Source organism: Dysgonomonas sp. 216, from assembly GCF_010501065.1.
Taxonomy (GTDB): Bacteria; Bacteroidota; Bacteroidia; order Bacteroidales; family Dysgonomonadaceae; genus QVMM01.
The window spans coordinates 115,790-140,298 of record NZ_QVMM01000001.1 but is presented as its reverse complement, the minus strand read 5'-3'; the positions used below and the strand labels follow the sequence as shown (position 1 = coordinate 140,298).

The window sequence follows — 24,509 nt, the reverse complement described above, 5'->3', positions numbered from 1 at the left end:
TAAATTTATTTGAGTTTTTGTTATTTGAGTTTTTTCAGCTCGGTTATAAAGGTGAAACAACAAGTACATCGCCTTCCAATTCTGTGATTTTTACCAAGGTTCCCGCTTTCAGATCTTCTTTGGCTGTTGTGATGGCAGGCAATTCGCGGGTAGATCCTTTGACGCTGACAAATATTTTACCTTTACCTTTTTTGTCGGCAGGTATTGTTAAATATACATCTGCCGTTTTACCGATAGTATTTTCTATTTTAAAGCTATTGTCTTCCGATAGTTTAAGCAAGGCTCTCATAACTACAAAGAACATTGCAATGAATGCTGCTCCAATAAGGAAAGATACAACACCTAGCCAAAACTGACTTTCTATACTGTTGTATAAGGTAACTCCTGCCCATCCGAATCCTAGTAGGAAATTGACAAGGTTACGTAACGAAAACAATTGGAACGGAGAGCCGGCACCATCCAGATTCCCGTCGAAGTCGGCATCGATTCCCGTATCAGTATCGGCACCCACAAAAGTCATTATGGTTTGTATAATAAAAACAACAGATGCAGCAAGAGCAATATACCAATATACCTGTTGCGAGCTATCCATACTTAAAAAAAAGTCTTTCATGCAAACATCATTAAATAGTTAAACGTAATATACAAAAATAAGAAAATTTTTGAGTGGGCCAAGTGTTTTGGTCTGTAAATGACTTGAGGATTCTGTGTTAAATACAAACAGCCTGAGAATATCAGGCTGTTTGTATTATAATTTATCTTTCAAAAATTTTCCGGTATACGATTCTTTGCATTTGACCAGATCTTCAGGTGTTCCGGCAAAAACAATATTACCACCTTCTTTTCCTCCTTCGGGGCCAATATCGATTATATGATCAGCACTTTTAATTACATCCATATTATGCTCGATGATAAGAATTGTGTGTCCTCTGTCTATTAACGAATTAAATGCTTTAAGCAAAGTCTTTATATCGTGAAAGTGAAGCCCTGTTGTTGGTTCGTCAAATATGAATAGGGTAGGTTCGGCTTTTTCTTCTCCAAGGTAAAAGGCTAGTTTAACACGCTGATTTTCTCCACCTGATAGAGTAGATGACGATTGTCCCAGCTTTATGTATCCAAGTCCTACGTCCTGTAAGGGTTTTAATCGTTTTACTATTTTCTTCTCGGTGCTTCCTTTGCCTTCGCTGAAGAAGTCGATTGCCTGATCGATAGTCATCTCCAGAATATCGAATATTGAGCTGCCTCTGTATTCTACATCCAGAACATCTTGTTTAAAGCGTTTACCTTTGCATGTTTCGCATTCAAGAGTTATATCGGCCATAAACTGCATCTCTACGGTTATGGTGCCTTCTCCTTTACATTCTTCGCAACGCCCGCCATCGACATTGAACGAGAAAAATGCAGGCGTGAAATGCATTTGTTTAGCCAAAGCTTGTTCTGCAAATAGTTTGCGTATTTCGTCGTAAGCCTTAATGTAAGTGACAGGATTTGAACGCGATGATTTGCCTATCGGATTTTGGTCGACCATTTCGACATGCTTAATAAGATTCAGGTCGCCGATTAATTTGCTGTATTGAACTATCTGATCACTGTTTCCTTTATAATGTCGTTGCAGGGCATTGTAAAGAACGTCCGAAACGAGCGACGATTTTCCAGAACCGCTGACGCCTGTAACAACGGTCATCACATTTAGCGGAAACTTGACATTTACATTTTTAAGGTTATTTTGTCTGGCTCCTGTTAATTCAATATAGTTATTCCATTTACGTCTTAAAAGGGGAACTTCAATAGTTTCTTCTCCGTTCAGATAACGTACGGTATAGCTCTCGGTGTTCTTTTCGAGTCCGGCGAGATTACCTTGATAAACAATCTCACCCCCTAATCGTCCTGCTTTCGGGCCCACGTCGATAATATAGTCGGCTGCACGGATTATTTCTTCATCGTGTTCGACTACTATAACCGTATTTCCCAAGTTTTGGAGATTGCGCAAAACTTTTATGAGCAGGTCGGTATCGCGCGAGTGTAATCCGATACTAGGTTCATCCAAAATATAAAGCGAACCTACAAGACTACTACCTAAGGATGTTGCCAGATTTATACGCTGGCTTTCTCCTCCGGATAATGAGTTCGAAAGTCGATTTAAAGTAAGGTAACCTAAACCAACATTGGTAAGAAAACGTATACGGTTATTTATTTCGGTAAGTAATCGCTTGGCTATTTTGGCATCAGTTTCGTCGAGTTCTAATGTTTCAAAGAAATCCTTTAACTCGGTAACGGGCATTAATACCAAATCGGCAATTGTTTTCCCTGCTATTTTTACATATAGTGCCTGCGGTTTTAATCGTGCTCCTTTACAATCGGGGCAAGTGGTTTTCCCTCTGTATCGGGCAAGCATAACACGATATTGTATCTTGTATTGATTTTCTTCCAACATACGGAAGAAATCGTCTATTCCGTGTACTCCTGTTGCCCCTTTCCATAGCAGATCAAGTTCTTTTTCGCTTAACTCAAAGTATGGGCGGTGGATGGGGAAATCGTATTCAGCCGACGATTGAATAAACTCGCGCTTCCATTCGTTCATTTTATCGCCTCGCCAACAAACGACGGCGTCTTCATATATCGAAAGACTTTTATCGGGAACAACAAGGTTTTCGTCTATTCCTATAACCTTGCCGAACCCTTCGCATCGGGGACATGCTCCTATCGGGCTGTTGAAGCTGAACTTCAGATCGGTAGGCTCGTTGAATTGAATTCCGTCGGCTTCAAATTTATTGGAAAAAGTGAAACTTTCGATTCCACTCTCCGGGTAGAATCTGACAGTACATTCGCCTTCGCCTTCAAAAAATGCGGTTTCGACAGACTGTGAGAAACGACTAATAGTTGCATGATCATTCTCGCAGGATAAACGGTCTATTATTAAATAGATTTCGTTGTTATCTGTTTTGTTTTTGGCTGATAAAAAATCGTCAATTCTTATGGTTTCTCCATTTACGTCAATTCTGGAAAATCCTTCTTTAAATAATATATCAAGTTGCTCGGTCAGGCTTCGGTTATCGCGTTTTATTATTCGGGTCAGAATCATTAAACGTGTGCCTTCGGGGTACGAAAGCATTTTTTCAACAATATCTTTTACCTGATGTTTTTTTACCTCTTCGCCCGATACAGGTGAAATTGTTTTACCTATACGGGCAAACAACAAACGCAGATATTCATATATTTCGGTAGATGTTCCTACGGTTGAACGCGGATTGCGTGAACTAACTTTTTGTTCGATAGCAATAGCCGGTGGGATGCCTTTTATATAGTCGGCTTCGGGTTTATGCATACGCCCTAAAAACTGACGTGCATACGAAGACAAACTTTCGACATAGCGCCGCTGTCCTTCGGCATAAAGAGTGTCGAAGGCAAGAGAAGACTTTCCTGACCCTGATAAACCGGTGATTACAATAAATTTATTTCGGGGTATCTCTACATCAATATTCTTTAAATTGTTTACCCGAGCTCCTTTTATGAGTATATTTTTTTCTTCCGACATTAGTTCCAATTTTTCGAGGTGCAAAGTTACGAATTAAGTTTCGCTTTTATCTCTTGAGAGGGTTGTTGACTTACTTAAAAATAGCAAAAGAAAATACGGCGGAAAAATGTATCTTTGTTTATGTTTTATCTTTAATAATAGATTTATGAAAAAACTTTCATTTTTGTTAATCTTGCCTTTTTTTGTACAATTGTCCTGTCAAGATGCAAAAAAGCAAGCAGGTAATGACTTTACGTTGACTGTAAAAATCTCCAACGAGCTTTTTAATGGACATTACGCTTATCTAACGAAGATGAATGATGACTTGGAGAGTTTCGTAAGTCTGGACTCAATAATAATAAAAAATAACGAATTTGTTTTTAAAGGAAAAGCTATAAACGATTCATTAGTGGCACGATACATATTTTTAGGAAACATACAAAATACCCGATCTTTTGACCCTGATCTTATGTTTATTCCCGAAAGCGGTAATATTGAAATGATTGTCGATTCAAATGGTTATCCTACTCTTTCGGGGTCACCTGAAAATGACCGTTTGAATGAATTACAGAAAATCAAAAAAGAGGTAGTATTAACCATTAAGAAGAGGAAGGGAGAAAGTAAAGATAACGGCAACTCCGTTCAGCTCGAAGAAATGGCAGCTTTGGCAGAAAAGATAAATGACACACTCTGTCCTTATCTAAAAAGCATAGTGGGAAGCCCGCTTTTCGATGAGATTTATGTAAAAAATTACATATTTTTGAATGTCTCACAAAAGAAAGAACTATATGTCGTATCTGGTAAACGATTGTTAGAGAAAGCAAAAAATGATTCGATAAAACAAGAAGAAGAAAAAAAGAAAAGAGGATATGCAATAATAGGCAAACCATTTTACGAACTAACTTGTACCGATTTGACGGGGAGAGATGTAAAGCTTTCGCAATATGTAGGTAAAGGAAGGATTGTGTTACTGGATTTTTGGGCATCGGCCTGCAGACCATGTAGACAAGAGTTTCCATTAATGAAGGAGTTTTATACAAAATACAATGGAGACGGATTTGAGATTATAAATATATCCACTGACAGCAATGAAAGTGCATGGAAAAAAGCTGTTGATCAGGATCAGTTAGTCTGGACGCAATTACTTTCGAAAAAAGGAAAAGATTCGGCAAGATCAATATATGGTATAAATTCAATTCCTCATACTGTACTTATCGATAGGGAGGGTATTGTTGTTGCTAAAAATATACGGGGAGAAGAGATAGAAGAAGAAATAAAGAAATTGATTAATAATGAAAAAAAATAATAACGACTGGAAAGACCGTTTGAATGTTGTTTACTCAACTAATCCCGACTTCAAATACGAATCGGAAGATGAAGAAGAATCGGATACTTTACCTAAGGAAAAACAATTGTTGCGGGTTTCGCTTGATAAGCGTAACCGTAAAGGAAAAGCTGTAACCTTGATAGCAGGTTTTGTAGGTACAGATGACGATTTGCAGGATTTAGGGAAGTTTCTTAAAGTGAAGTGTGGGGTAGGCGGATCGGCTAAGGACGGAGAAATAATAGTTCAGGGCGATTTGCGGAATAAAGTATTAGAACTTCTAAAAAAAGAAGGATATGCCAAAGCACGAATCATCTGATAGTGCAAATTTATTAGTTTATAGGGCGTCGGCAGGATCGGGTAAAACTCATCAGTTGACGTACGAGTATCTACGCCTGCTTTTTGCTTCTCCTTTTGCTTACAGGCATATTTTGGCGGTAACATTTACCAATAAGGCTACCGACGAGATGAAGAGCCGCATTGTAGAAGAACTGTCGAAACTTGCGTCGGGGCAAAAGTCTGATTATATAAGCGAATTGGTGTATGAGTATGCCGAAACAGAAGAACGAATAAGGGAAAAGGCCAAACGTACTCTTATAAATATACTTCACGATTATTCTGCATTTTCGGTAAGTACTATCGACCGCTTTTTTCAACAAACAATGCGTGCATTTACCCGCGAAATAGGTTTGGGAGGTGGTTATAATGTAGAGCTTGATACAACTAAAGTGTTGAGGGAGGCTATTGACAGCATGCTTTCCGACCTTGAGAAATCGGAGAATAAAAGGTTGTTGGATTGGCTATTGAGGTTTTCGGAAGAAAAAATAGAAAATGGCGAAACATGGAATGTTAAAAATGACATTCAATCGCTCTCGTCCGAGATATTTAAGGAAAGTTACAAAGCTTTCAGCGATCAACTACAAAAAGATATTGAAGATAAAACCGCATTGGACGAATATAAATCGATGCTGGTTTCGTATATTCGCGAGTACGAAAAACGTTCGCAACAGTTAGGGGAGAAGGGGCTGAATATTATGGATAGGTTCGGGCTGCTACCTGCCGATTTCAAAAATGGAAGCAGGTCGCCTTTTACGAATTTTGTGACTTGGGCAAATGGCGAAATAAAAATGCCAAACGCAACGTTTACTAACTTATATGATAATATAGGAAACTGGTATACTGCGAAAACCGATACAGCAACAAAGGGTAAAATTGAAGAGGCTTATGCAAGCGGGTTGAACGATTGTGTGAAAGAAGTTATAAGCCATTATGAAAACTCGTTTTTTTACCAAACAGCATACGAAATAAATCGTTACTATTTTGCATTAGGTATTTTGAGCGATGTAGACTCTAAGATAAGGGAATATACTGCCGAGAACAACCTGATGCTTATCTCGGATACAACAGAGCTGCTCAGCAAAATAGTTCAGGGAACGGACAGTCCTTTCATATATGAGAAAACAGGAACTTATGTAAATCATTATATGATTGACGAGTTTCAGGATACATCGGGTATGCAGTGGGCTAATTTTCGCCCCTTACTCAATGATAGTTTGGCGACCGGAAACCGTAATCTGATTGTGGGTGATGTTAAGCAAAGTATATACCGTTGGCGCAACTCGGATTGGAAATTGCTGGATACGCAGCTAGATGTTGATTTTGGTTCTCGGAATATAGATCATCGTTTGTTAGGTACAAATTGGCGAAGCGAAAAAAATATAGTTGATTTCAATAATGCAGTGTTCGGCATGGCTGCACAGTTGTTACAGTCGGAGTTTAACGATTCGCTCGAAGACGTAAGGGATAATGCAACAGAAGAATTTTTTTCGAAAATAGTTCAGGCCTATTCGGGTTTGTATCAGCACTATGCACCCCACAAAAAAGATAATGGCGGACATGTAAAGGTCGAGTTTATAGATACGGCTGATAATTCGGATTGGCAGGCTACCGTTTTGGAACAATTACCTCATACCATAGAGGATTTACAGGACAGAGGGTATGCCCTGAAAGATATTGCAATATTGGTACGTACAAAAAAAGAAGGTGCTGATGTTGCTGATTGCTTACTTCGTTATAAAGGGGAGCACCCCGATTCGAAATATAAGTATGATATAATATCGGATGAGGCATTGTTTGTCAGAAATTCGAAGAGTATAAAACTCATTATCTCGCTGCTTAAATATTTAAGCAATCCGTTAGATATGGCTTTGAGGAGCTTAGCGATTTATGAGTATTACAAATTCAAAGACGGTTTGACCTCCGAAATGGCTTTGCAGAAACATTTTGCCAAAGGCGATTTTCCCGAAGATATTCGGGCAGAGTTGGAACAGATACGCGAAATGCCTTTATATGAAATGGTAGAAGGCGTTTTCGAAATGTTTCATGAGGCTATGGAAGAGAATGAGAATGTATATATTCAAACTTTTCTGGATATGGTTCTCGATTATGCGGTTAGGCAATCATCCGATTTGGATAGTTTTCTGCAATGGTGGGACGATTCGGGTTCTACTAAAACAATATTTACCCCCGATGGGCAGGATGCTATCCGTATAATGACAATACATAAATCGAAGGGGTTGGGTTTCGAAGCTGTGCTGATACCTTTTTGCAATTGGGAAATCGATCATAAACTAACTACTATTTTATGGTGTAGGCCACAAACAGAGCCTTTCGATAAATTGCATCTTGTTCCTGTAAAGTATTCGCAGAAACTAAAGAATACAATATTTGCATACGATTATTTCAACGAAAAATTGCATGCTCATATCGATAACCTGAATGTGCTATATGTGGCATTTACCCGTGCAAAGAAAGATCTTATTGCATTCTCGCCCCGACCAACGAAGGATAAAATTAATAATATCTCATCGTTGTTGTGGGGTACTTTAAATGGTATAGGTAATACCTTGAAAAGCGTCGAGTACATACCGCTTCAGGAGAATTTGGATGAAGAATCGGGAGTATTTGAGTTGGGGGTTAGCTACGAACCTTATTTGAAAAGCGAGGAAGATGGTTCGGGAGAAATAAAAATAGGGACATTGTCGAGTGTTGCGTTTGACGAACGCTTGAGGTTAAAGCTGAATAATAAATACTTCTTCTCCGATAAAGGGCAACGGGAATACGGAACCCTGATGCACGAGATTATAAGTAAGGTAAAATCGTTGGATGAGGTTACTGATATTGTTGAACAATATAGTATATCGGGCGACATAACACAGGATGAAAAAACGAAAGTAATTGATATGATTGTGAACTTTCTGATAAGAGAGGAAGTTGCAGAATGGTATTCCGGAAAGTACAGAGTTTTGAATGAAGTAGAGATATTACAGCCAAACGGCGTTTTTATTCGTCCTGACAGAGTAATGATAAATAACGATGAAGTTATTGTTGTTGATTATAAATTTGGGGGGAAAGAAAGCAAAAAGTACCATAAACAAGTTAAATATTATATGGCTCAGATACTGAAAATGGGCTACGAAAAAGTGTCAGGTTTTATTTGTTATGTAACGCTTGATAAAATTGTTCCGGTGGAATAAAACAACTATCTTTTTATCTATACCAAGGGGATTAAGTTATCGAACCTTAGTAGGTAGAAGGGTTAAATTATAAATATCGTTTTTTTGTCAGGTATGTCAGGTTTTTCAAAAATGAAAGCAAAAAGGTTTTAAAACGAGGCTGTAATTCTATATTGATAGAATTAGTAATTATGAAAAAAGCATTTAAGCCCATAGTAGATGATAATTCCACAGTGTTGATATTAGGTACAATGCCGGGAGAAGAATCGTTGAGGAAACAAGAGTACTATGGGCATAAAAGTAACCAGTTTTGGCAAATAATATGTTCGGTATTAGGTGTGCCCTTCCTCACGGACTATGGGGCTAAAAAGCAATTGTTACTTGACAATCGCATAGCTTTATGGGATGTTTTGGCGGCATGCGAACGGGAGGGTAGTGCCGACACTGCTATTCAAAAAGAAATACCGAACGACTTCTCGGTGTTGTTTGCTGCGTACCCCAATATAAAGTTCGTATGTTTTGCCAGTAAAAAGGCTGAAGAATACTATATAAAGTATGTGGGTAAGTTTGGCAATAAAGAATACTTCACATTGCCTTCGCCAAGTAGTGCAAATGCCCGAATGGGTATAGACTCCAAAATTAAAGATTGGCGTATAATTATAGATTTATTGTATAATTAAGATTGAATTGAGTATTTTTGCCACGAGAAAAAATACTTTTGCGAGAAATATTGGTAAAATGAAACTCTTTTCAGGCGTAAAGGGCAAATTAAAGTATGGCTTTTTACTTTATTTATGCACCCTGTTCATATTCTTTGTCGATTTTGTAGTGTCTGTATTCACGAGTAATGTCTCGGCACATATGGATGTTTTGTCTTGGGGCTACTTTGTGATAGCATCTTTGGGACATGCAGCTTTATTTGCACTTCTTCTGCAAATTGTGTTTTATATACCATTTGCTTTGTTGCTTCGAAGGCGTTTTGTTGCTACCATTATTTATGCAACAATGACGCTGAGTACGCAAATAGTACTTATACTCGATATGTACGTTTTCGACCTTTACAAATTCCATATAAATGGCTTTGTTCTCGAACTTTTATTCGGAGGTGCTGCTACCGAGATATTTGTATTTGATTGGACTCTTTATCTGAGCTTTATTGTTATTGTCCTCTTTTTTGCATATCTGCCTATTCAGCTATCTGTTATTATATCGAAGCGTTATTACGAAAAACTGAAACCTTCGAAAATCAGAAAGATTTGTATATTGTTGGTATTTTGTATTGTTGCTTCACATTTGGTTTATATGGTGGCTCATGCCCAAAAACAATATAGTATACAGAAATCGGCTACGGTATTACCTTTGTTTTTTCCTCTGACATCGAATACTCTTTTGTCGAAATGGGGCTTGGTTAAGACTGACGAGTTGGATAAGGTTTCGTATCGAAAAACCTCGTCCGATATTCAATATCCGGTCAATCCTTTGGTGCTATCCGATTCTATACCCCAATATAATGTTGTGTATTTGGTAATAGATTCGTGGAATCCTACTACCCTCGATTCAATTGTAGCTCCGAACATTGTGTCTTTTGCTAAAAGGGGGCATACTTTTATGAATCATATGAGTTCGCACTGCGGAACAAGAGGGGGAATATTCGGGTTGTTTTTTGGAGTTTCGCTAACATACGAACAGGAGTTTTATATGGAGCAGAAGTCTCCTGTGCTTGTCGATCGGTTATTACAGTTAGGATATCATTTCGAGATGTTTCCCAGTGCAAATTTTGCAAGCCCTCCTCTCGATAAAATTGTATTCAAAGCAGTGCCTGATGTAAGAACAAAGGCAAAAGGAGATAGCCCGATGGAAAGAGATAAGGATATAACAAATGGTTTTATCGACTTTATAGATAACAGAACCGACGATAAACCATTCTTTTCGTTTGTGTTTTACGATTTACCACATGCTATGGTTATGCCAAAAGACTCGCTTACAGAGTTCTTGCCGTCGTGGGATGCACCATATTATATAAAGCTGCATAATGGGATGGATAGAACTCCGTTCTTCAATTTGTATAAGAATTGTGTGCATCAGACTGATATATTGGTTGGTAAAGTGTTAGATGCGCTAGAGAAAAAAGGCTTATTGGAGAATACTATTATTGTTGTTACCGGAGATCATGGTCAGGAGTTCAACGAAAATCAGAAGAATTATTGGGGACATGGTTCAAATTACTCAAAATGGCAGTTGCAGGTACCTTTTATTGTATATTATCCGGGAATAGACGAAGGAAAGGTATTTAATCATACTACAACACATTACGATATAAGCCCAAGTATTATGTCCCATTTCTTTGGGATTAAAAACCCATCGTCCGATTATTCAATGGGATATGATTTGTGGGATGATACCGACCGTTATCCTCATGTTGTGGGTAATAATGTAGAGTATGGATTTGTGTTGCACGACCTGATATTAACAACAGGACATTCGGGGAGAATGGATATTTTCGATCTGGATATGAATGAGGTTCCCAGAAGCAGAATTAATGTGCAGGAACTGAATGAAGCTATCGCAAAAAAGAACATGTTTTATAAAAAATAGACTGTTTATATAAAAAGCATTTGATATATTTGTTAGCCCGGTAAGATTATCTTCCGGGTTTTATTATTATTGGGTTATTGAAAATTCGTATAGATGAAGATATATTTTAATATTGACTATCGTGCGTCGTGGGGACAGAATATATATGTTTGTGGTTCTGTGCCCGAATTGGGCGATATGGACGAAAGCAAGGCTTTATTGCTTACATGTACTGATGCTTCGGAATGGAATGGATATATCGAGATTGAAGATTGGCATCTGGAACTCGATTATTACTATATATTGAAAGAAGGACAGGTTTCGGTTAGGCACGAATGGGGAAGTGTTAGGAAAATAGGACTGGAATCAGGCAAAACTTTTTATCTATACGATAGCTGGATAATTAAACCTTCTCAGAACTTTTTATCGACATCTGCTTTTACCGAAAGTTTTTTTTCTCATAGGGTAGTAATGCCGAAGAAAAAAGTTTTAAAAAATTCTATTCGTTTACAAGTGTTTTGTCCTTATGTTGACATAAATCAGGTGCTTATATTATGTGGGGAATCGGATTTTCTGGGAAATTGGAATGTTGAAAAAGCCTCCCGATTATCGCCGGTAGGGCAACAAGGAATGTGGGAGCTATTGATAGATGCTGATAACGTAAAAGAGCGACTGCAATACAAGTTTGCAATATATGATAAGAAAAAGAAACAGATTGCTCATTGGGAGGAAGGCGAAAACCGTTATTTACTTCCATTACCGGAAAAAGGCGAGCAGAATGTTTGTATTGTATCGTCGTTTATTTATCGTCACGATTCGATACGCTGGCGGGCTTCGGGTATTGCTATTCCTGTATTTTCTTTAAGATCGGAAGATAGCTTTGGAATAGGAGAATTCTCCGATCTGATTAAACTGATAGACTGGGCTGTGAAAACCGGTCAAAAGGTTATTCAGATTTTGCCTGTAAACGATACGACCATAACTTACAAATGGACCGATTCTTATCCTTACAATGCTATCTCTATTTATGCTTTACATCCTGTATATCTGGGGTTGAAAGAGTTTCCTTTAAAAGATACACGTGTGTTTAACAAGTATCTGAAACAGGCAGAGAAACTGAATGACCTGGAATTTCTTGACTACGAACGTGTAGTAAGAATGAAACAGGACTACATAAACCTTTTATTTGACGATGTTGGAGAAGAAGTTCAGGCAAGCGATGCTTATAAAGCATTTTTGGAGGATAGTGAAGGCTGGATTTTCTCTTATGCTTGTTTTTCTTATTTAAGAGACCATTATCAGACAGCCGACTATAATTGTTGGGGAAGGTTTGCTAAATATGATAAGAGAGCTTTAGAGATGTATTTGGAAGAGAATGTGGAGGCTCAAAAAGCCGTAAACCGTGTATTCTTTGTTCAATTTTTATTGCATCGGCAGTTGCAGGCTGTTCGTAGTTATGCTTATAGTAAAGGAGTTGTGTTGAAAGGAGATATTCCTATCGGGATAAGTGGTAAAAGTGCAGATTCATGGGCCGAACCACATTTATTTAATCTTGATACACAAACCGGGGCACCACCTGATGATTTTTCTATAAATGGGCAAAATTGGGGCTTTCCTACATATAATTGGACGGAAATGGCTAAGGATGGTTACCAATGGTGGATAGGGCGATTCAGGAAAATGTCAGATTATTTCGATGCTTACCGAATCGACCATATTTTGGGCTTTTTCCGTATTTGGGAAATTCCGAAGCATTCGGTACAAGGTTTGTTAGGTTATTTTAATCCGGCGCTACCTTATACCGATACCGAGATAAATAGTTTTGGTGTTGTTTTTGATAAAAACAGAATGATAAATGCTTCTGTAAAAGAAGAGTATTTGTCCGAACTATTTGGCGATAATACAGATGAGGCTAAAAATATTTATCTGAATCAGGTAACATCCGATCGTTTTGAACTGAAAGAGTTTTGTAATACTCAGCAAAAGATATGTGCTTTATTCGAGACGAAAGATAATGAGCGGAGTATCCGGCTTCGGGATAGCCTTTACAGCCTGTGCAACGAGGTGCTGTTTATTAAGGATAAAAGAGAACCGGACAAGTATCACCCACGTATAACGGCACAATATACATTTGCTTACAGGGAACTAGATGATTCGCAGAAAGATGCTTTTAACCGATTGTATGATAACTTTTTTTATTATCGTCATAACGATTTTTGGCATGCTGAGGCAATGAAGAAGCTACCTGTTCTTATTTCATCGAATGGTATGTTGGTTTGTGGCGAGGATTTAGGGATGATTCCGGCCTGTGTTCCTCAGGTTATGGCAGATTTGCAAATACTTAGTCTTGAGATAGAACGTATGCCTAAGGCTTATGGGGCAAAATTCGAGGATTTGAGTTCTATCCCTTATATGTCGGTTTGCTCAACATCAACTCACGATATGCCTCCTGTCAGGTTGTGGTGGAACGAAAACAGAGACGATGCGCAGTATTATTATAATCGGGTATTGCATGAGCAAGGAGAAGCCCCCGTGGAGTGTACTCCCGATATATGCAATAAAATATTGACGAATCATTTAAATTCGCCTGCAATGTTTACTGTTATTCCGTTGCAAGATTGGATGTCGGTTGATGCGAAGGTAAGAAATGCCGATGCCGCAGCAGAACGAATAAATATACCAGCCGATCCCCGACATTACTGGCGGTATCGTATGCATATAACTCTTGAAGAATTGCTGAAGTTGAATTCTTTTAATAAGAAAGTACGTATGATGGTGGAAAGTGCCGGGAGAGACTGATCTTTGACTTTATGATAAAGTAAAAAGGTCACAAAATTTGTGACCTTTTATTATATGATTTCGATGAATGATATTAAAATTCAGCATTATTAGGTGTGCGGGGGAATGGTATAACATCTCTGATGTTTGCCATGCCCGTAACAAATAACATTAGACGCTCAAATCCTAACCCGAAGCCGGCATGAGGTGCGGTTCCGAATCGGCGAGTGTCGAGATACCACCAAAGGGTATTTATGTCCATGCCCAGACTTTCCATGTGCTTGGTAAGTTTGTCATAATCTGCTTCACGTTCCGAACCTCCGATGATTTCTCCAATTTTCGGAAATAGCACATCCATTCCACGAACCGTTTTTCCATCCTCGTTTTGTTTCATATAGAACGACTTGATTTCTTTTGGATAATCAGTCAGTATAACAGGACGTTTAAAATGGTTTTCAACTAAATAGCGTTCATGTTCCGATTGAAGGTCTGCTCCCCAGTATACGGGAAATTCGAATTTGGCTCCACTTTCTTCCAGTATCTTAACTCCTTCTGTGTATGTCAGACGAACAAAATCGTTTGCAACAACAAAGTTCAATCTTTCAACCAGTTCTTTGTCGAACATATCATTAAGGAATTGAATGTCGTCTTTACAGTTGTCTAATGCATATCGGATAAGATACTTAAGGAAATCTTCAGCCAAATCCATGTTATCATGGATGTCGTAAAATGCAACCTCCGGTTCAATCATCCAGAATTCAGCAAGGTGACGAGGGGTGTTTGAGTTTTCGGCACGGAAAGTAGGCCCAAAAGTATACACTCCGCCTAATGCCATTGCACCAAGTTCACCTTCTAACTGCCCCGATACAGTTAAATTTGTTTGTCGTCCGAAAAAATCCTCTGTATAGTTGATCTTACCTTCTTCGGTGCGAGGTATATTGTTTAAATTTAGGGTCGTAGCCTGAAACATAGCTCCTGCACCTTCTGCATCCGAAGCAGTGATTATAGGTGTATGTAAATAATAGAACCCTTTATCGTTAAAATACTTATGAATAGCAAAAGACATATGGTGACGCATACGGAAAATTGCTCCGAAAGTATTTGTCCGTGGACGTAAGTGTGCTATTTCCCGCAAGAATTCAAGCGAATGTCCCTTCTTCTGTAAAGGATATGTTGCAGGGTCGGCAGTGCCATATATCTCGATTTCTTTGGCCTGAATTTCGCCCTTTTGTCCTTGACCTTGCGATTCGACTAGAGTTCCGATTACATGTATGCATGAACCTGTTGTAATGACTTTCAGATGGTCTTCGCTGAAAGAAGCTAGATCCACAACTATCTGTATATTATTTATAGTAGAACCATCGTTAAGATTAATGAAGTTTACATTTTTGTTACCCCGGCGAGTTCTTACCCATCCCTTAACGCTTATTGTGGCTCCAAAATCTTCACGTTGGAGCAAATCTGAAATTTTAGTTCTACGAATTGTTTCCATTATAAATTTTATTATATCAACAAGTTAATAATCAGTAATTATAGATGCTTACCCTTTGGCTATTATACTATTAGAGTTTTACTCGTAAGCTCCCATCCGAAGCATGTTTACTTCCGATTCGGTAAGATATCTCCATCTTCCTCTGGGCAGGTTCTTTTTTGTTAGACCTGCAAAATATACTCGGTCTAGTTTCATTACCTGATAGCCAAGCTTTTCGAAAATACGGCGTACAACGCGGTTCCGACCCGAGTGTATTTCTATACCAACCTCGTCAAGAACATCTTCGGCTACATAGGCGATAGAATCGGCATGTATTTCTCCGTCATCAAGATCTACACCATCGGCAATTGTTTGCATATCCTCTATTGCTACATCGCGGTCTAGTTTTACCTGATATATTTTCTTCTTTTTAAATTTGGGGTGCATTAGTTTCGAAGCCAGATCTCCGTCATTTGTCAATAATAGAACCCCGGTAGTATTTCTGTCGAGTCTGCCGACAGGATAAATGCGTTCGGAACAAGCATTCTTTACCAGATCCATTACTGTTTTACGGTTCTGAGGATCGTCGGAAGTTGTTACCGTATTTTTGGGCTTGTTAAGAAGCACGTATATTTTACTTTCCAATGTAACAGGTTGATCGTGGAATGTAACGATATCGCCGCGTGTAACTTTTGCCCCTAACTCAGAAACAACTACACCGTTTACTTTTACAACTCCCGATGAAATGTATGTGTCAGCCTCACGACGAGAACAAACACCTGCATTTGCCAGATATTTATTTAGACGAAGAGGCGTATTTGGATCAATATTCTCTTTGTACTTAACAGGTTTAACCAACGACTTTTGTCTGTTGAACACTTTACGAGGTGTTCCGTCTGCGTTTACTGACGGTTGGCGGCGGTTATTGTTATAGCCTCCCCCCTGTTGACGATTGCTATTTCCATATCCCCCTCCTTGACGGTTGTTACTGTTTCCTCGTCTGTTGTAAGATGAATTGCCGGAATTGCTTCTTCTTTCTCCGTTATTATCTCTATATCCTCCAGAGCTATTACCATCTCTGTAACCCGAGTTGTTGTTGCTGCGGTATTCTCTGGTGTCTGAATTGCCACTGTTACTGCTGCGTCTCGAATCGTTGTTACTTGACCCAACTCTTCCAGTGGATATGCGTGTGTCGCCTACTCTTGGGCGTTTTTTTCTTGCTCCATCTTGTGTTTTTCCTGTACCTGACGATGAATTACCATCCCGGCTTTCACTTCCTCTTTGAGAGCGAAAATCATCTCTGTTTGTAATCATTTTTTCTTGTGTCGATTAAAATATTAATATTATTGAACCTAAATAACTATAATACCAACTGTTTATTATAGTACAAAGTCATATGTATTTAGCCCTCACGGCTAATGTCGTGTTTAGACTCCTGTATACGAATGAGGAGTAATTTTCTTTAATTCGGCTTTTACTGCATCGTTAACATCAAGTGTGTCGATAAAATCGGCAATAGATTTTTCTGTTATAGCTTCATTTGTTCTTGTCAGATTCTTTAAAGCTTCGTAGGGTTTTGGATAACCTTCGCGGCGAAGGATTGTTTGAATGCCTTCGGCCACAACAGCCCAACAGTCGTCCAGATCTTTCTCTAATGCTTTTTTGTTTAGTAACAATTTGCTTAATCCTTTTAATGTGCTTTGCAATGCTATAGCTATGTGTCCCATTGGAACACCAACATTTCTCAATACTGTAGAGTCAGTCAAATCTCGTTGCAAACGCGAAATGGGAAGCTTCGATGACAAATGTTCTAATATAGCATTTGCTATACCTAAGTTTCCTTCTGCATTTTCAAAGTCGATAGGATTTACTTTGTGTGGCATAGCCGACGACCCAATTTCTCCTTCTTTGATTTTCTGTTTAAAGTACTCCATCGAGATGTATTGCCAGAAATCGCGATTGAGGTCTATCATAATGGTATTGATACGTTTCAACCCATCAAACACAGCAGCCAGATTATCGTAATTTGAGATTTGAGTAGTCCATTCTTCTCTAACCAATCCTAGTTTTTCACTAACGAATTTATTACCGAACGATTTCCAATCGTATTCGGGGTATGCTATATTATGAGCATTATAGTTACCTGTGGCACCTCCGAATTTAGCTGAATGAGGTGCTTGCTTTAATAGCTCTAATTGATTCTCTAATCGGCTGACAAACACCATGATCTCTTTACCTAAACGTGTGGGAGACGCTGGTTGTCCATGCGTTTTTGCCAACATAGAAACATCTTTCCATTCATAGGCTTTATCTCTTAAGTTGGAGATAAGAGATTCGAGCATTGGATAATATTGCTCGTTTAACGCATCCTTTATAGATAAAGGAATTGATGTGTTGTTTATATCTTGTGATGTAAGTCCAAAATGGATGAACTCCTTATATGGCTCAAGGTTAAGGGCATCAAACTTTTCCTTGATAAAGTATTCGACAGCCTTAACGTCGTGATTAGTAATGCTTTCTATTTCTTTTATGTGTTGAGCATCGGCTTCCGAGAAGTTGGTCACAATGTTTTGTAACTCCGGGAATATTTTACTGTCAATGCTTTTAAGTTGGGGTAAGGGCAACTCACATAAAGCGATGAAATATTCAATCTCAACTTTTACCCGATACTTGATTAATGCATATTCTGAAAAATACTCTGCAAACACTGCAGTCTTGCTATGGTAGCGTCCGTCTATAGGTGAAACGGCGGTCAGGGCATTTAATTTCATAGTTATAAAGAAACTCTATGAGTGTAATTATTATGATTTTCCTTTTATTTTGTGTTAGGACTATTTGTTTAACCAACAACCAGATGGCAAAGGTAAGGTAAAATCCGTATAACAGCATAAAAAACAGGTTCTAAATTTAGCTTTTTTTGTTAAAAATCAATGCTTAATTGGTTATCTTTCAAATTAAAACTTTTTCTGTGATATGAACAAATGTCGAATTTTGCAATTGCATTTCGATGTTTTAGGGTTGGGTATCCTTTGTTTTTGTTCCAATCATACATTGGATATTCTTTATGTATTGCCAGCATATAATCGTCTCTGTACGTTTTAGCTAACACAGATGCTGCGGCTATTGGAAGAAGTTTCCCGTCTCCTTTTACAATGCAGGTATGGGGTATATCTTCAAATTTTTTAAACCTGTTACCGTCTATGAGTAAATGCTGGGGGCGTATTTTCAGAGCTTCTACAGCCCTGTGCATAGCCAAAAAAGAAGCATTCAGAATGTTTATTTTGTCAATCTCTTCGTGTGTTACAATGCCAACAGCCCAAGCTAATGCTTTTTCTTCTATGTAAGGGCGGAGTTCGTATCGCTTTTTTTCCGACAATTGCTTCGAATCGTTTAGTGCTTCGCAAATAAAATCGGAAGGGAGTATTACTGCCGCGGCAAAAACCGGTCCGGCAAGACAGCCCCGTCCGGCTTCGTCGCATCCGGCCTCAATTAAATCGGGATATAAAGAGAGTTCCAGCATTATTTTTTGCTAATGTCTACTTTTTTAGTTGGTTCAAGTTCTGCGTTTCGTTTATCAACAGAGGTTATGAAATTATCTACTAATGTATCGAAAGCCATACCCGTTATAGAATTTTCGTTAAGGGCAACAGGTTTGCCTTCGTCGCCTCCTTCGCGAATGCTTTGTACTATGGGTATTTGTCCCAATAAGGGAACATTCATTTCTTCGGCTAACTTTTTTGCTCCGTCTTTCCCGAAAATGTAATATTTGTTTTCAGGTAATTCGGCAGGTGTAAACCACGACATGTTTTCAACAAGTCCGAGTATAGGTATGTTAACCTTTTCGTTTGTAAACATGTTTATCCCTTTTCTGGCATCGGCTAAAGCTACGTCTTGCGGAGTACTTACTACAACGGCTCCTGTTATGCCTAGCGTTTGTACTAATGTGAGATGAATGTCGCTGGTTCCCGGCGGAAAATCGATCAGAAAATAATCGAGTTCGCCCCAGTTTCCTTCTCCGATCAGTTGTTTAAGAGCATTTCCGGCCATTGCGCCACGCCACACAATTGCGTCGTCTTTGTTGACGAAAAAACCGATGGAAAGCATTTTTACGCCATATTTATTTACGGGTGTAATAAGCTCTTTTCCGTTAACTGCTTCCAGCATGGGGCGTGCATCTTCCTCCCCAAACATTTTAGGTAATGATGGGCCGAATATATCAGCATCAAGTAAACCTACTTTATATCCTTTACGGGCTAAAGTAACGGCGATGTTTACAGCAACGGTGCTTTTTCCTACACCTCCTTTTCCTGACGAAATTGCGATTATATTTTTTACGTCGGGCAGCATGCGCGGAGGTTCAGCCTTAACTTGTTCTTTTGTTAATATTTCAATGTTATCTTTTATCAGAACGTCAGGGCTTACGTATGTTAATATAGCTGTTTCGGCAGCTTTTACAACCGATTTTATAAACGGATCGTTGGGTTTGTCGAATAGCATCGAAAATGAAACTTTCATTCCGTCAATTCGAATGTCGTCCGATACAATACCCATTTCTACAATGTCTTTGCCTGTTCCCGGGTAGCGAACGTTGCGTAATGCATCAAGAATTAAATTAGGATATAATTTTATCATTTCTATTCTTCGTTTTATTGTTTTTTATTCATTTCGGCTCTTTTTTTATCCAGTGTCTGGAAGTTTTCCCGCCCGTAGCTACGATAAGAATCCTGTTCAATTTCTATATCAGGTTCTATCCACTCCTTTTTGTTCTCGAACCCGAATTTTATGTATTTTATATTCAAACCTCGCGCTAACCATTGTTGTTCGTAAAACGTTTGTATTTTAAGGATGTCATCAATATATCCAGAGTGGTAAAGATCGTCTGTTTCGAATAAAATGGGCAGGTTGTTTTCTTTAACCATTGCCATTGTATAGATAAACATAAAGTTGCTATCCGACTTGAGATGGATTATACCTTGAGGTTTTAACAGATTGGCATATAATTTCATGAAACGTGTTGATGTCATACGTTTGTTAACGCGTGTCATTTGAGGATCGGGGAACGTTATCCATATTTCATCAACCTCGCCGGCTGCAAAAAAATGGGAAATCAGTTCGATATGGGTTCGTAAAAAGGCGACATTTCTTAATCCTTCGTTTAACGATTGGGTTGCACCTGTAAACATTCGGGCTCCTTTTATGTCTATTCCTATAAAGTTTTTATCAGGATATAAGCGAGCCAGCCCTACAGTATATTCTCCTTTTCCGCATCCTAATTCGAGAACTATAGGATTATTGTTTTTGAAGAAGAGCTCGTTCCAACGTCCCTTCATTTCAAATCCTTTTTCTTGTAGTGCCGAAAATGGATATTGGAATACATGAGGGTATTGCTCCATGCTTGCAAACTTCATCAATTTGTTTTTTCCCATCTTTTTAATAATTATTAGGCTACAAATATAGTGAGAAACTCATTTATATTTCATATCTTAACACCATTAAACTTTAAAAGCTGAGTATGGTGTGAATTATACCTTTTAAATGTTAGGTTTCTAAAAAAGTTCGAACAAAGTTATTGTTGTTTTGTTTAGGTTTAAGAATAATCAATTTAATTGATTCACACATTATGAATTATTTAGTAGAACACAACGAAGTTAAAAGTAGATTTGAAGCTATCATTAACAACGAGGTTTCAATTGTGAATTACACGCAAGACGAGAATGGTGAGATTTTGGTGACACACACGCGGGTTCCAAGGGAATTGGAGGGGCGTGGAATTGCCGCTGCACTTACAAAAGCGGTATTTGAATATGCACAAAAGCGGTCGGTAAAGGTGCGGCCATTATGTTCATATACAAAAGCTTATGTTAAGCGACATCCCGAATATAATCATCTCATCGCTAGTTAAATCTTTTGTTTTAGGTTTAAACTTATTTTATTTTTAGAAGAAGGAAGAAGAACTTTACTGCCGTATACGGCTGTAATATTCTTTTTCTTTTTTTTGAACTGAATTCTTTATGCGTTGTAATTTTTCAGAACCTCGTATAAGGCTTCGTCCGAAAGGTTGTCTCCTCCTGCCTGTTCGAAAGTCAGGCGAAACTGGCATCCTGTTTTCCAATTGGAACAACCGTAGGCTGTTTTCCCTTTTATGATGTTACCTGTTTTACAAACGGGGCATATAAGTTTCTTCTCTTTCTTTTTACGAGGAGAGGATGGCTTTTTTTCGCTCTTCTCTTTCTTTTTGGTTTCTTTCTTTTCAGCTTTCGGGGCTTCCTTGTCTTCTATGGTTATAGCCTTGTAATTCCAGTCGTTTTTAACATTGTGAACTACTGTCGAAACCATTTCTTTGAGCTCGTTTATAAACAGCTTGGGCTCGTATTCTTTTTTTTCTATCTGGCGCAGTTTTTTTTCCCACAATCCTGTTAATTCAGCCGATTTGAGAAGCTCTTCCTGAATTGTAGTAATCAATTGTATTCCGGTAATGGTTGCTGTCAGGTTTTTTCGCTCTTTCCGTATATAGTTGCGTTTAAACAACGTTTCGATAATAGCGGCACGGGTCGATGGCCTGCCTATGCCGTTTTCTTTTAGCGCATCCCGAAGTTCGTCGTTATCTACCAGTTTTCCTGCTGTTTCCATTGCTCTCAGCAGAGTAGCTTCTGTATATAGTTTAGGTGGTTGAGTCCATTTTTCGGCTAAAGATGGTTCGTGAGGACCTTGTTCTCCTTTTACAAATTCGGGTAGTATATTTTCCTTATCGTTCTCTTCTTTTTCTTCCTGTTGGTTGGTTTGCTTCTCGAAAACAACACGCCATCCGGCATCTAATATCTGTTTTCCTGTTGCTTTAAATTCAACTTTGTTTGCTTCGCCCAATACTGTGGTTGTCGAAAATATGCAGTTCGGATAAAATACAGCTATAAATCGGCGTGCAATAAGATCGTATACAAGCCTTTCGTTTCCTGCCAGATTATTGGCTCTTACGCCCGTAGGGATTATGGCGTGGTGATCTGTAACCTTACTGTTGTCAAATACTTTTTTCGATTTTTTTATTTTGCTTGCCAGTATAGGAGTTACAAGATTTTCGTATCCGGCTAGTCCCCTTAAAGTGTTGGGCACTTTGGGATAAATGTCGTCGCTAAGATAAGTGGTGTCTACACGAGGGTAGGTAGTTAGCTTTTTTTCGTATAGTGTTTGAATAAGCTTTAATGTGTCTTCTGCCGAAAAACCGAATTTCTTGTTACATTCAACCTGTAGTGCTGTCAGGTCGAATAGGCGAGGAGGAGCTTCTTCTCCTTTTTTAGTAGTTATGTCGGTAATTTCAAAGTTCGATTCTTTGATTTTTTCAAGAAATTCCAAACCTTCTTCCTGTGTGGTGAATTTACCTTTTGTTACAGAAAAGATTACATCGCGATAAGTTGTTTTTAGCTCCCAGTATGGTTCGGGCTTGAAGTTTTCTATTTCGAGCTGTCGGTTTACTATTAACGCCAGAGTTGGGGTTTGTACTCGCCCGATGGATAACACCGATTTGTTTTGCCCATATTTTATAGTATAAAGGCGCGTCGCATTCATTCCTAATAACCAATCTCCAATAGCACGAGCCAGCCCGGCTTCGTACAGGCTGTTGAACTCGTCTTGCTCCCTGAGTTTTTCAAATCCTTCTCTTATCGCATCTTCGGTAAGTGAAGATATCCATAGCCGTTTTACCGGAACGTTACATGCAGCCTTTTGCATAACCCAACGTTGAATTAGTTCTCCTTCTTGACCCGCATCACCGCAATTTATGACTTCTTCGGCTTTCGATATCAACTCTTCTATCACTGCAAATTGTTTTGCAACGCCACTGTCGTCTATTAATTTTATGCCAAAACGAGGAGGTATCATTGGTAAATAAGCCAACGACCATTGTTTCCATTCGGTGTAATATTCGTGAGGTTCTTTTAGGGTACAAAAATGTCCGAAAGTCCATGTTACCTGATAGCCGTTACCTTCGAAATACCCATCCTTCCGGGTTTTAGCACCCAAAATATTGGCAATTTCGCGAGCAACACTTGGCTTTTCGGCTATGCAAACTTTCATTAATTCAATCTTTTTTTTGAGTTATTCTATCTGACTATAATTGCATATTCTTCCTGATGTACTGTAATGAATGATTTTGGAAAAACCTGACACACCTGACAGATTATTGCATTCTTTTAGTTAATCCATATTTTAGCTTTGGCTGGCAATCTGTAGTTTTATATAAAACAACAAAATTTGAGACAATGTTTTATGTCGTTAATTCTATTAATGTAGAATTTTGCCTTGCTGAAATATAATACAGAGTGCTATTTTTTCAAAACCTGACACATCTGACAAAAAATAATATTTTTTATTATTGCTTTATTGTTCTTATAAAGGGACAGATGTTATCTCTCCCTTTATAGATAAAACCAAGTTGTTAATAGCTTTCTTTTTCGTTAGGAAAATCGTTCGATTTTACGTCTTTTACATACGTTTGTATGGCGTCGGTCATAACTGTATGTAAATCGGCGTATTTGCGTAGAAATTTAGGAGAGAAACCTTTGTTCATACCCAGCATGTCGTGTATAACCAATACTTGTCCGTCGGTTGCGGGGCCGGCTCCAATACCTATGGTTGCCATTGTTGTAGACTTGGTTGCCTCTTCGGCAAGTTTTGCCGGTATTTTTTCTAAAACAACACTAAAGCATCCGGCTTCTTCTAACAGGCGGATATCCGATAATAGTTTTTTAGATTCTTTGTCGTCTTTAGCTCTGATTGCGTATGAGCCGTATTTATTTATCGATTGAGGCATTAATCCCAAATGTCCCATAACAGGAATGCCGGCATTTACTATTTTACGAATGTCTTCTATTATTTCTTCTCCACCTTCTATTTTAAGGGCATCGGCTCCGGTTTCTTTCATCATGCGGATTGCCGCTTCCAGCGATTTTTCGGGATTGCCCGAACAAGAACCAAAAGGCATATCGATAACAACCATTGCTCGTTTAACGCCATTAACAACAGAGCGTCCCATGAAAATCATCTGGTCGAGTGTCATCGGAAGGGTAGTCGAGTTTCCAACCATAACGTTGGATGCCGAATCTCCTATAAGTACAGCATCTAAACCGGCTTGATCGGCAATGCTTGCCATTGTGAAATCGTACGATGTAAGCATCGAAATTTTTTCGCCTTTTTGTTTCATCTCTGAAAAACGCAAGGTTGTTACTTTGCGGTTGTCTTCGGTATAAGTTGACATGATATTTCGTTTTATATAAGTTTTCGGGGGCAAAGTTACATAAAAATGAAGAACCGTCTTACCTCGGGCGAGATAAAACGGCTCTG

General features: G+C 38.6%; 17 protein-coding genes. 7 read left to right on the top strand and 10 right to left on the bottom strand.

Annotated elements, in window-relative coordinates:
• Positions 1–43 precede the first annotated feature (43 nt).
• Both D0T53_RS00615 and uvrA read right to left on the bottom strand, forming a co-directional pair.
• Entirely contained in the window at positions 44–613 is a 570-nt protein-coding gene (locus tag D0T53_RS00615) for an NfeD family protein (protein WP_163264017.1), read from the bottom strand.
• A 135-nt stretch (positions 614–748) separates the two neighbouring features.
• Positions 749–3,535, bottom strand: a complete 2,787-nt coding sequence (gene uvrA, locus D0T53_RS00610; protein WP_163264015.1) for an excinuclease ABC subunit UvrA — start codon at positions 3,533–3,535, stop codon at positions 749–751.
• Positions 3,536–3,680: 145 nt separating this feature from the next.
• On the opposite strand from uvrA, the gene D0T53_RS00605 reads away from it, so the two are divergent.
• From D0T53_RS00605 to D0T53_RS00580, 6 genes are all read left to right on the top strand, one after another.
• Positions 3,681–4,820 carry a TlpA disulfide reductase family protein gene (locus D0T53_RS00605; RefSeq protein ID WP_163264013.1) on the top strand — a complete coding sequence of 380 codons (1,140 nt, stop codon included), beginning with the start codon at positions 3,681–3,683 and terminating at the stop codon, positions 4,818–4,820.
• Entirely contained in the window at positions 4,807–5,157 is a 351-nt protein-coding gene (locus tag D0T53_RS00600) for a translation initiation factor (protein ID WP_163264011.1), read from the top strand. The genes D0T53_RS00605 and D0T53_RS00600 overlap by 14 nt, the downstream gene beginning before the upstream one ends.
• A complete protein-coding gene (locus D0T53_RS00595; RefSeq protein ID WP_163264009.1) occupies positions 5,135–8,374 on the top strand; it encodes an exodeoxyribonuclease V subunit beta in 3,240 nt (1,079 codons plus the stop codon). The genes D0T53_RS00600 and D0T53_RS00595 overlap by 23 nt, the downstream gene beginning before the upstream one ends.
• 170 nt (positions 8,375–8,544) lie before the next feature.
• Positions 8,545–9,033 carry a DNA-deoxyinosine glycosylase gene (locus tag D0T53_RS00590; protein ID WP_185152956.1) on the top strand — a complete coding sequence of 163 codons (489 nt, stop codon included), beginning with the start codon at positions 8,545–8,547 and terminating at the stop codon, positions 9,031–9,033.
• Positions 9,034–9,091: 58 nt separating this feature from the next.
• Positions 9,092–10,948, top strand: a complete 1,857-nt coding sequence (locus tag D0T53_RS00585; protein WP_163264007.1) for a DUF3413 domain-containing protein — start codon at positions 9,092–9,094, stop codon at positions 10,946–10,948.
• Between the two features lie 93 nt (positions 10,949–11,041).
• A complete protein-coding gene (locus D0T53_RS00580) occupies positions 11,042–13,726 on the top strand; it encodes a 4-alpha-glucanotransferase (protein ID WP_163264005.1) in 2,685 nt (894 codons plus the stop codon).
• Between the two features lie 73 nt (positions 13,727–13,799).
• Here D0T53_RS00580 and asnS read toward each other — a convergent pair whose 3' ends face one another.
• The 6 genes from asnS to trmB form a co-directional block, all read right to left on the bottom strand.
• Complete coding sequence (gene asnS / locus D0T53_RS00575) at positions 13,800–15,197, bottom strand: asparagine--tRNA ligase (RefSeq protein WP_163264003.1); 1,398 nt, start codon at positions 15,195–15,197, stop codon at positions 13,800–13,802.
• Positions 15,198–15,275: 78 nt separating this feature from the next.
• Positions 15,276–16,490, bottom strand: coding sequence for a pseudouridine synthase (locus D0T53_RS00570; protein ID WP_163264001.1), 1,215 nt, complete (start codon positions 16,488–16,490; stop codon positions 15,276–15,278).
• 113 nt (positions 16,491–16,603) lie between these two features.
• Positions 16,604–17,947 carry an adenylosuccinate lyase gene (purB, locus tag D0T53_RS00565; protein ID WP_163263999.1) on the bottom strand — a complete coding sequence of 448 codons (1,344 nt, stop codon included), beginning with the start codon at positions 17,945–17,947 and terminating at the stop codon, positions 16,604–16,606.
• Positions 17,948–18,096: 149 nt separating this feature from the next.
• Positions 18,097–18,696, bottom strand: coding sequence for a ribonuclease HII (locus D0T53_RS00560; RefSeq protein ID WP_163263997.1), 600 nt, complete (start codon positions 18,694–18,696; stop codon positions 18,097–18,099).
• The gene (locus tag D0T53_RS00555) at positions 18,696–19,805 is read right to left on the bottom strand and encodes an Mrp/NBP35 family ATP-binding protein (protein ID WP_185152959.1); all 1,110 of its coding nucleotides are present in this window, start codon (positions 19,803–19,805) and stop codon (positions 18,696–18,698) included. The genes D0T53_RS00560 and D0T53_RS00555 overlap by 1 nt, the downstream gene beginning before the upstream one ends.
• Before the next feature lie 17 nt (positions 19,806–19,822).
• On the bottom strand, positions 19,823–20,602 hold the full coding sequence (trmB, locus tag D0T53_RS00550) for a tRNA (guanosine(46)-N7)-methyltransferase TrmB (protein ID WP_163263994.1): 780 nt from the start codon (positions 20,600–20,602) through the stop codon (positions 19,823–19,825).
• Positions 20,603–20,796: 194 nt separating this feature from the next.
• On the opposite strand from trmB, the gene D0T53_RS00545 reads away from it, so the two are divergent.
• Positions 20,797–21,078, top strand: coding sequence for a GNAT family N-acetyltransferase (locus D0T53_RS00545; RefSeq protein ID WP_163263992.1), 282 nt, complete (start codon positions 20,797–20,799; stop codon positions 21,076–21,078).
• Between the two features lie 107 nt (positions 21,079–21,185).
• Here D0T53_RS00545 and D0T53_RS00540 read toward each other — a convergent pair whose 3' ends face one another.
• On the bottom strand, positions 21,186–23,243 hold the full coding sequence (locus tag D0T53_RS00540; RefSeq protein WP_163263990.1) for a DNA topoisomerase 3: 2,058 nt from the start codon (positions 23,241–23,243) through the stop codon (positions 21,186–21,188).
• Between the two features lie 361 nt (positions 23,244–23,604).
• Positions 23,605–24,423 carry a 3-methyl-2-oxobutanoate hydroxymethyltransferase gene (gene panB, locus D0T53_RS00535; protein WP_163263988.1) on the bottom strand — a complete coding sequence of 273 codons (819 nt, stop codon included), beginning with the start codon at positions 24,421–24,423 and terminating at the stop codon, positions 23,605–23,607.
• Positions 24,424–24,509 lie beyond the last annotated feature (86 nt).

Excerpts from the sequence above, each read along its gene's own strand:
- D0T53_RS00615 (WP_163264017.1), bottom strand. The coding sequence starts at position 613 with ATGAAAGACTTTTTTTTAAGTATGGATAGCTCGCAACAGGTATATTGG.
- uvrA (WP_163264015.1), bottom strand. The coding sequence starts at position 3,535 with ATGTCGGAAGAAAAAAATATACTCATAAAAGGAGCTCGGGTAAACAAT.
- D0T53_RS00605 (WP_163264013.1), top strand. The coding sequence starts at position 3,681 with ATGAAAAAACTTTCATTTTTGTTAATCTTGCCTTTTTTTGTACAATTG.
- D0T53_RS00600 (WP_163264011.1), top strand. The coding sequence starts at position 4,807 with ATGAAAAAAAATAATAACGACTGGAAAGACCGTTTGAATGTTGTTTAC.
- D0T53_RS00595 (WP_163264009.1), top strand. The coding sequence starts at position 5,135 with ATGCCAAAGCACGAATCATCTGATAGTGCAAATTTATTAGTTTATAGG.
- D0T53_RS00590 (WP_185152956.1), top strand. The coding sequence starts at position 8,545 with ATGAAAAAAGCATTTAAGCCCATAGTAGATGATAATTCCACAGTGTTG.
- D0T53_RS00585 (WP_163264007.1), top strand. The coding sequence starts at position 9,092 with ATGAAACTCTTTTCAGGCGTAAAGGGCAAATTAAAGTATGGCTTTTTA.
- D0T53_RS00580 (WP_163264005.1), top strand. The coding sequence starts at position 11,042 with ATGAAGATATATTTTAATATTGACTATCGTGCGTCGTGGGGACAGAAT.
- asnS (WP_163264003.1), bottom strand. The coding sequence starts at position 15,197 with ATGGAAACAATTCGTAGAACTAAAATTTCAGATTTGCTCCAACGTGAA.
- D0T53_RS00570 (WP_163264001.1), bottom strand. The coding sequence starts at position 16,490 with ATGATTACAAACAGAGATGATTTTCGCTCTCAAAGAGGAAGTGAAAGC.
- purB (WP_163263999.1), bottom strand. The coding sequence starts at position 17,947 with ATGAAATTAAATGCCCTGACCGCCGTTTCACCTATAGACGGACGCTAC.
- D0T53_RS00560 (WP_163263997.1), bottom strand. The coding sequence starts at position 18,696 with ATGCTGGAACTCTCTTTATATCCCGATTTAATTGAGGCCGGATGCGAC.
- trmB (WP_163263994.1), bottom strand. The coding sequence starts at position 20,602 with ATGGGAAAAAACAAATTGATGAAGTTTGCAAGCATGGAGCAATACCCT.
- D0T53_RS00545 (WP_163263992.1), top strand. The coding sequence starts at position 20,797 with ATGAATTATTTAGTAGAACACAACGAAGTTAAAAGTAGATTTGAAGCT.
- D0T53_RS00540 (WP_163263990.1), bottom strand. The coding sequence starts at position 23,243 with ATGAAAGTTTGCATAGCCGAAAAGCCAAGTGTTGCTCGCGAAATTGCC.
- panB (WP_163263988.1), bottom strand. The coding sequence starts at position 24,423 with ATGTCAACTTATACCGAAGACAACCGCAAAGTAACAACCTTGCGTTTT.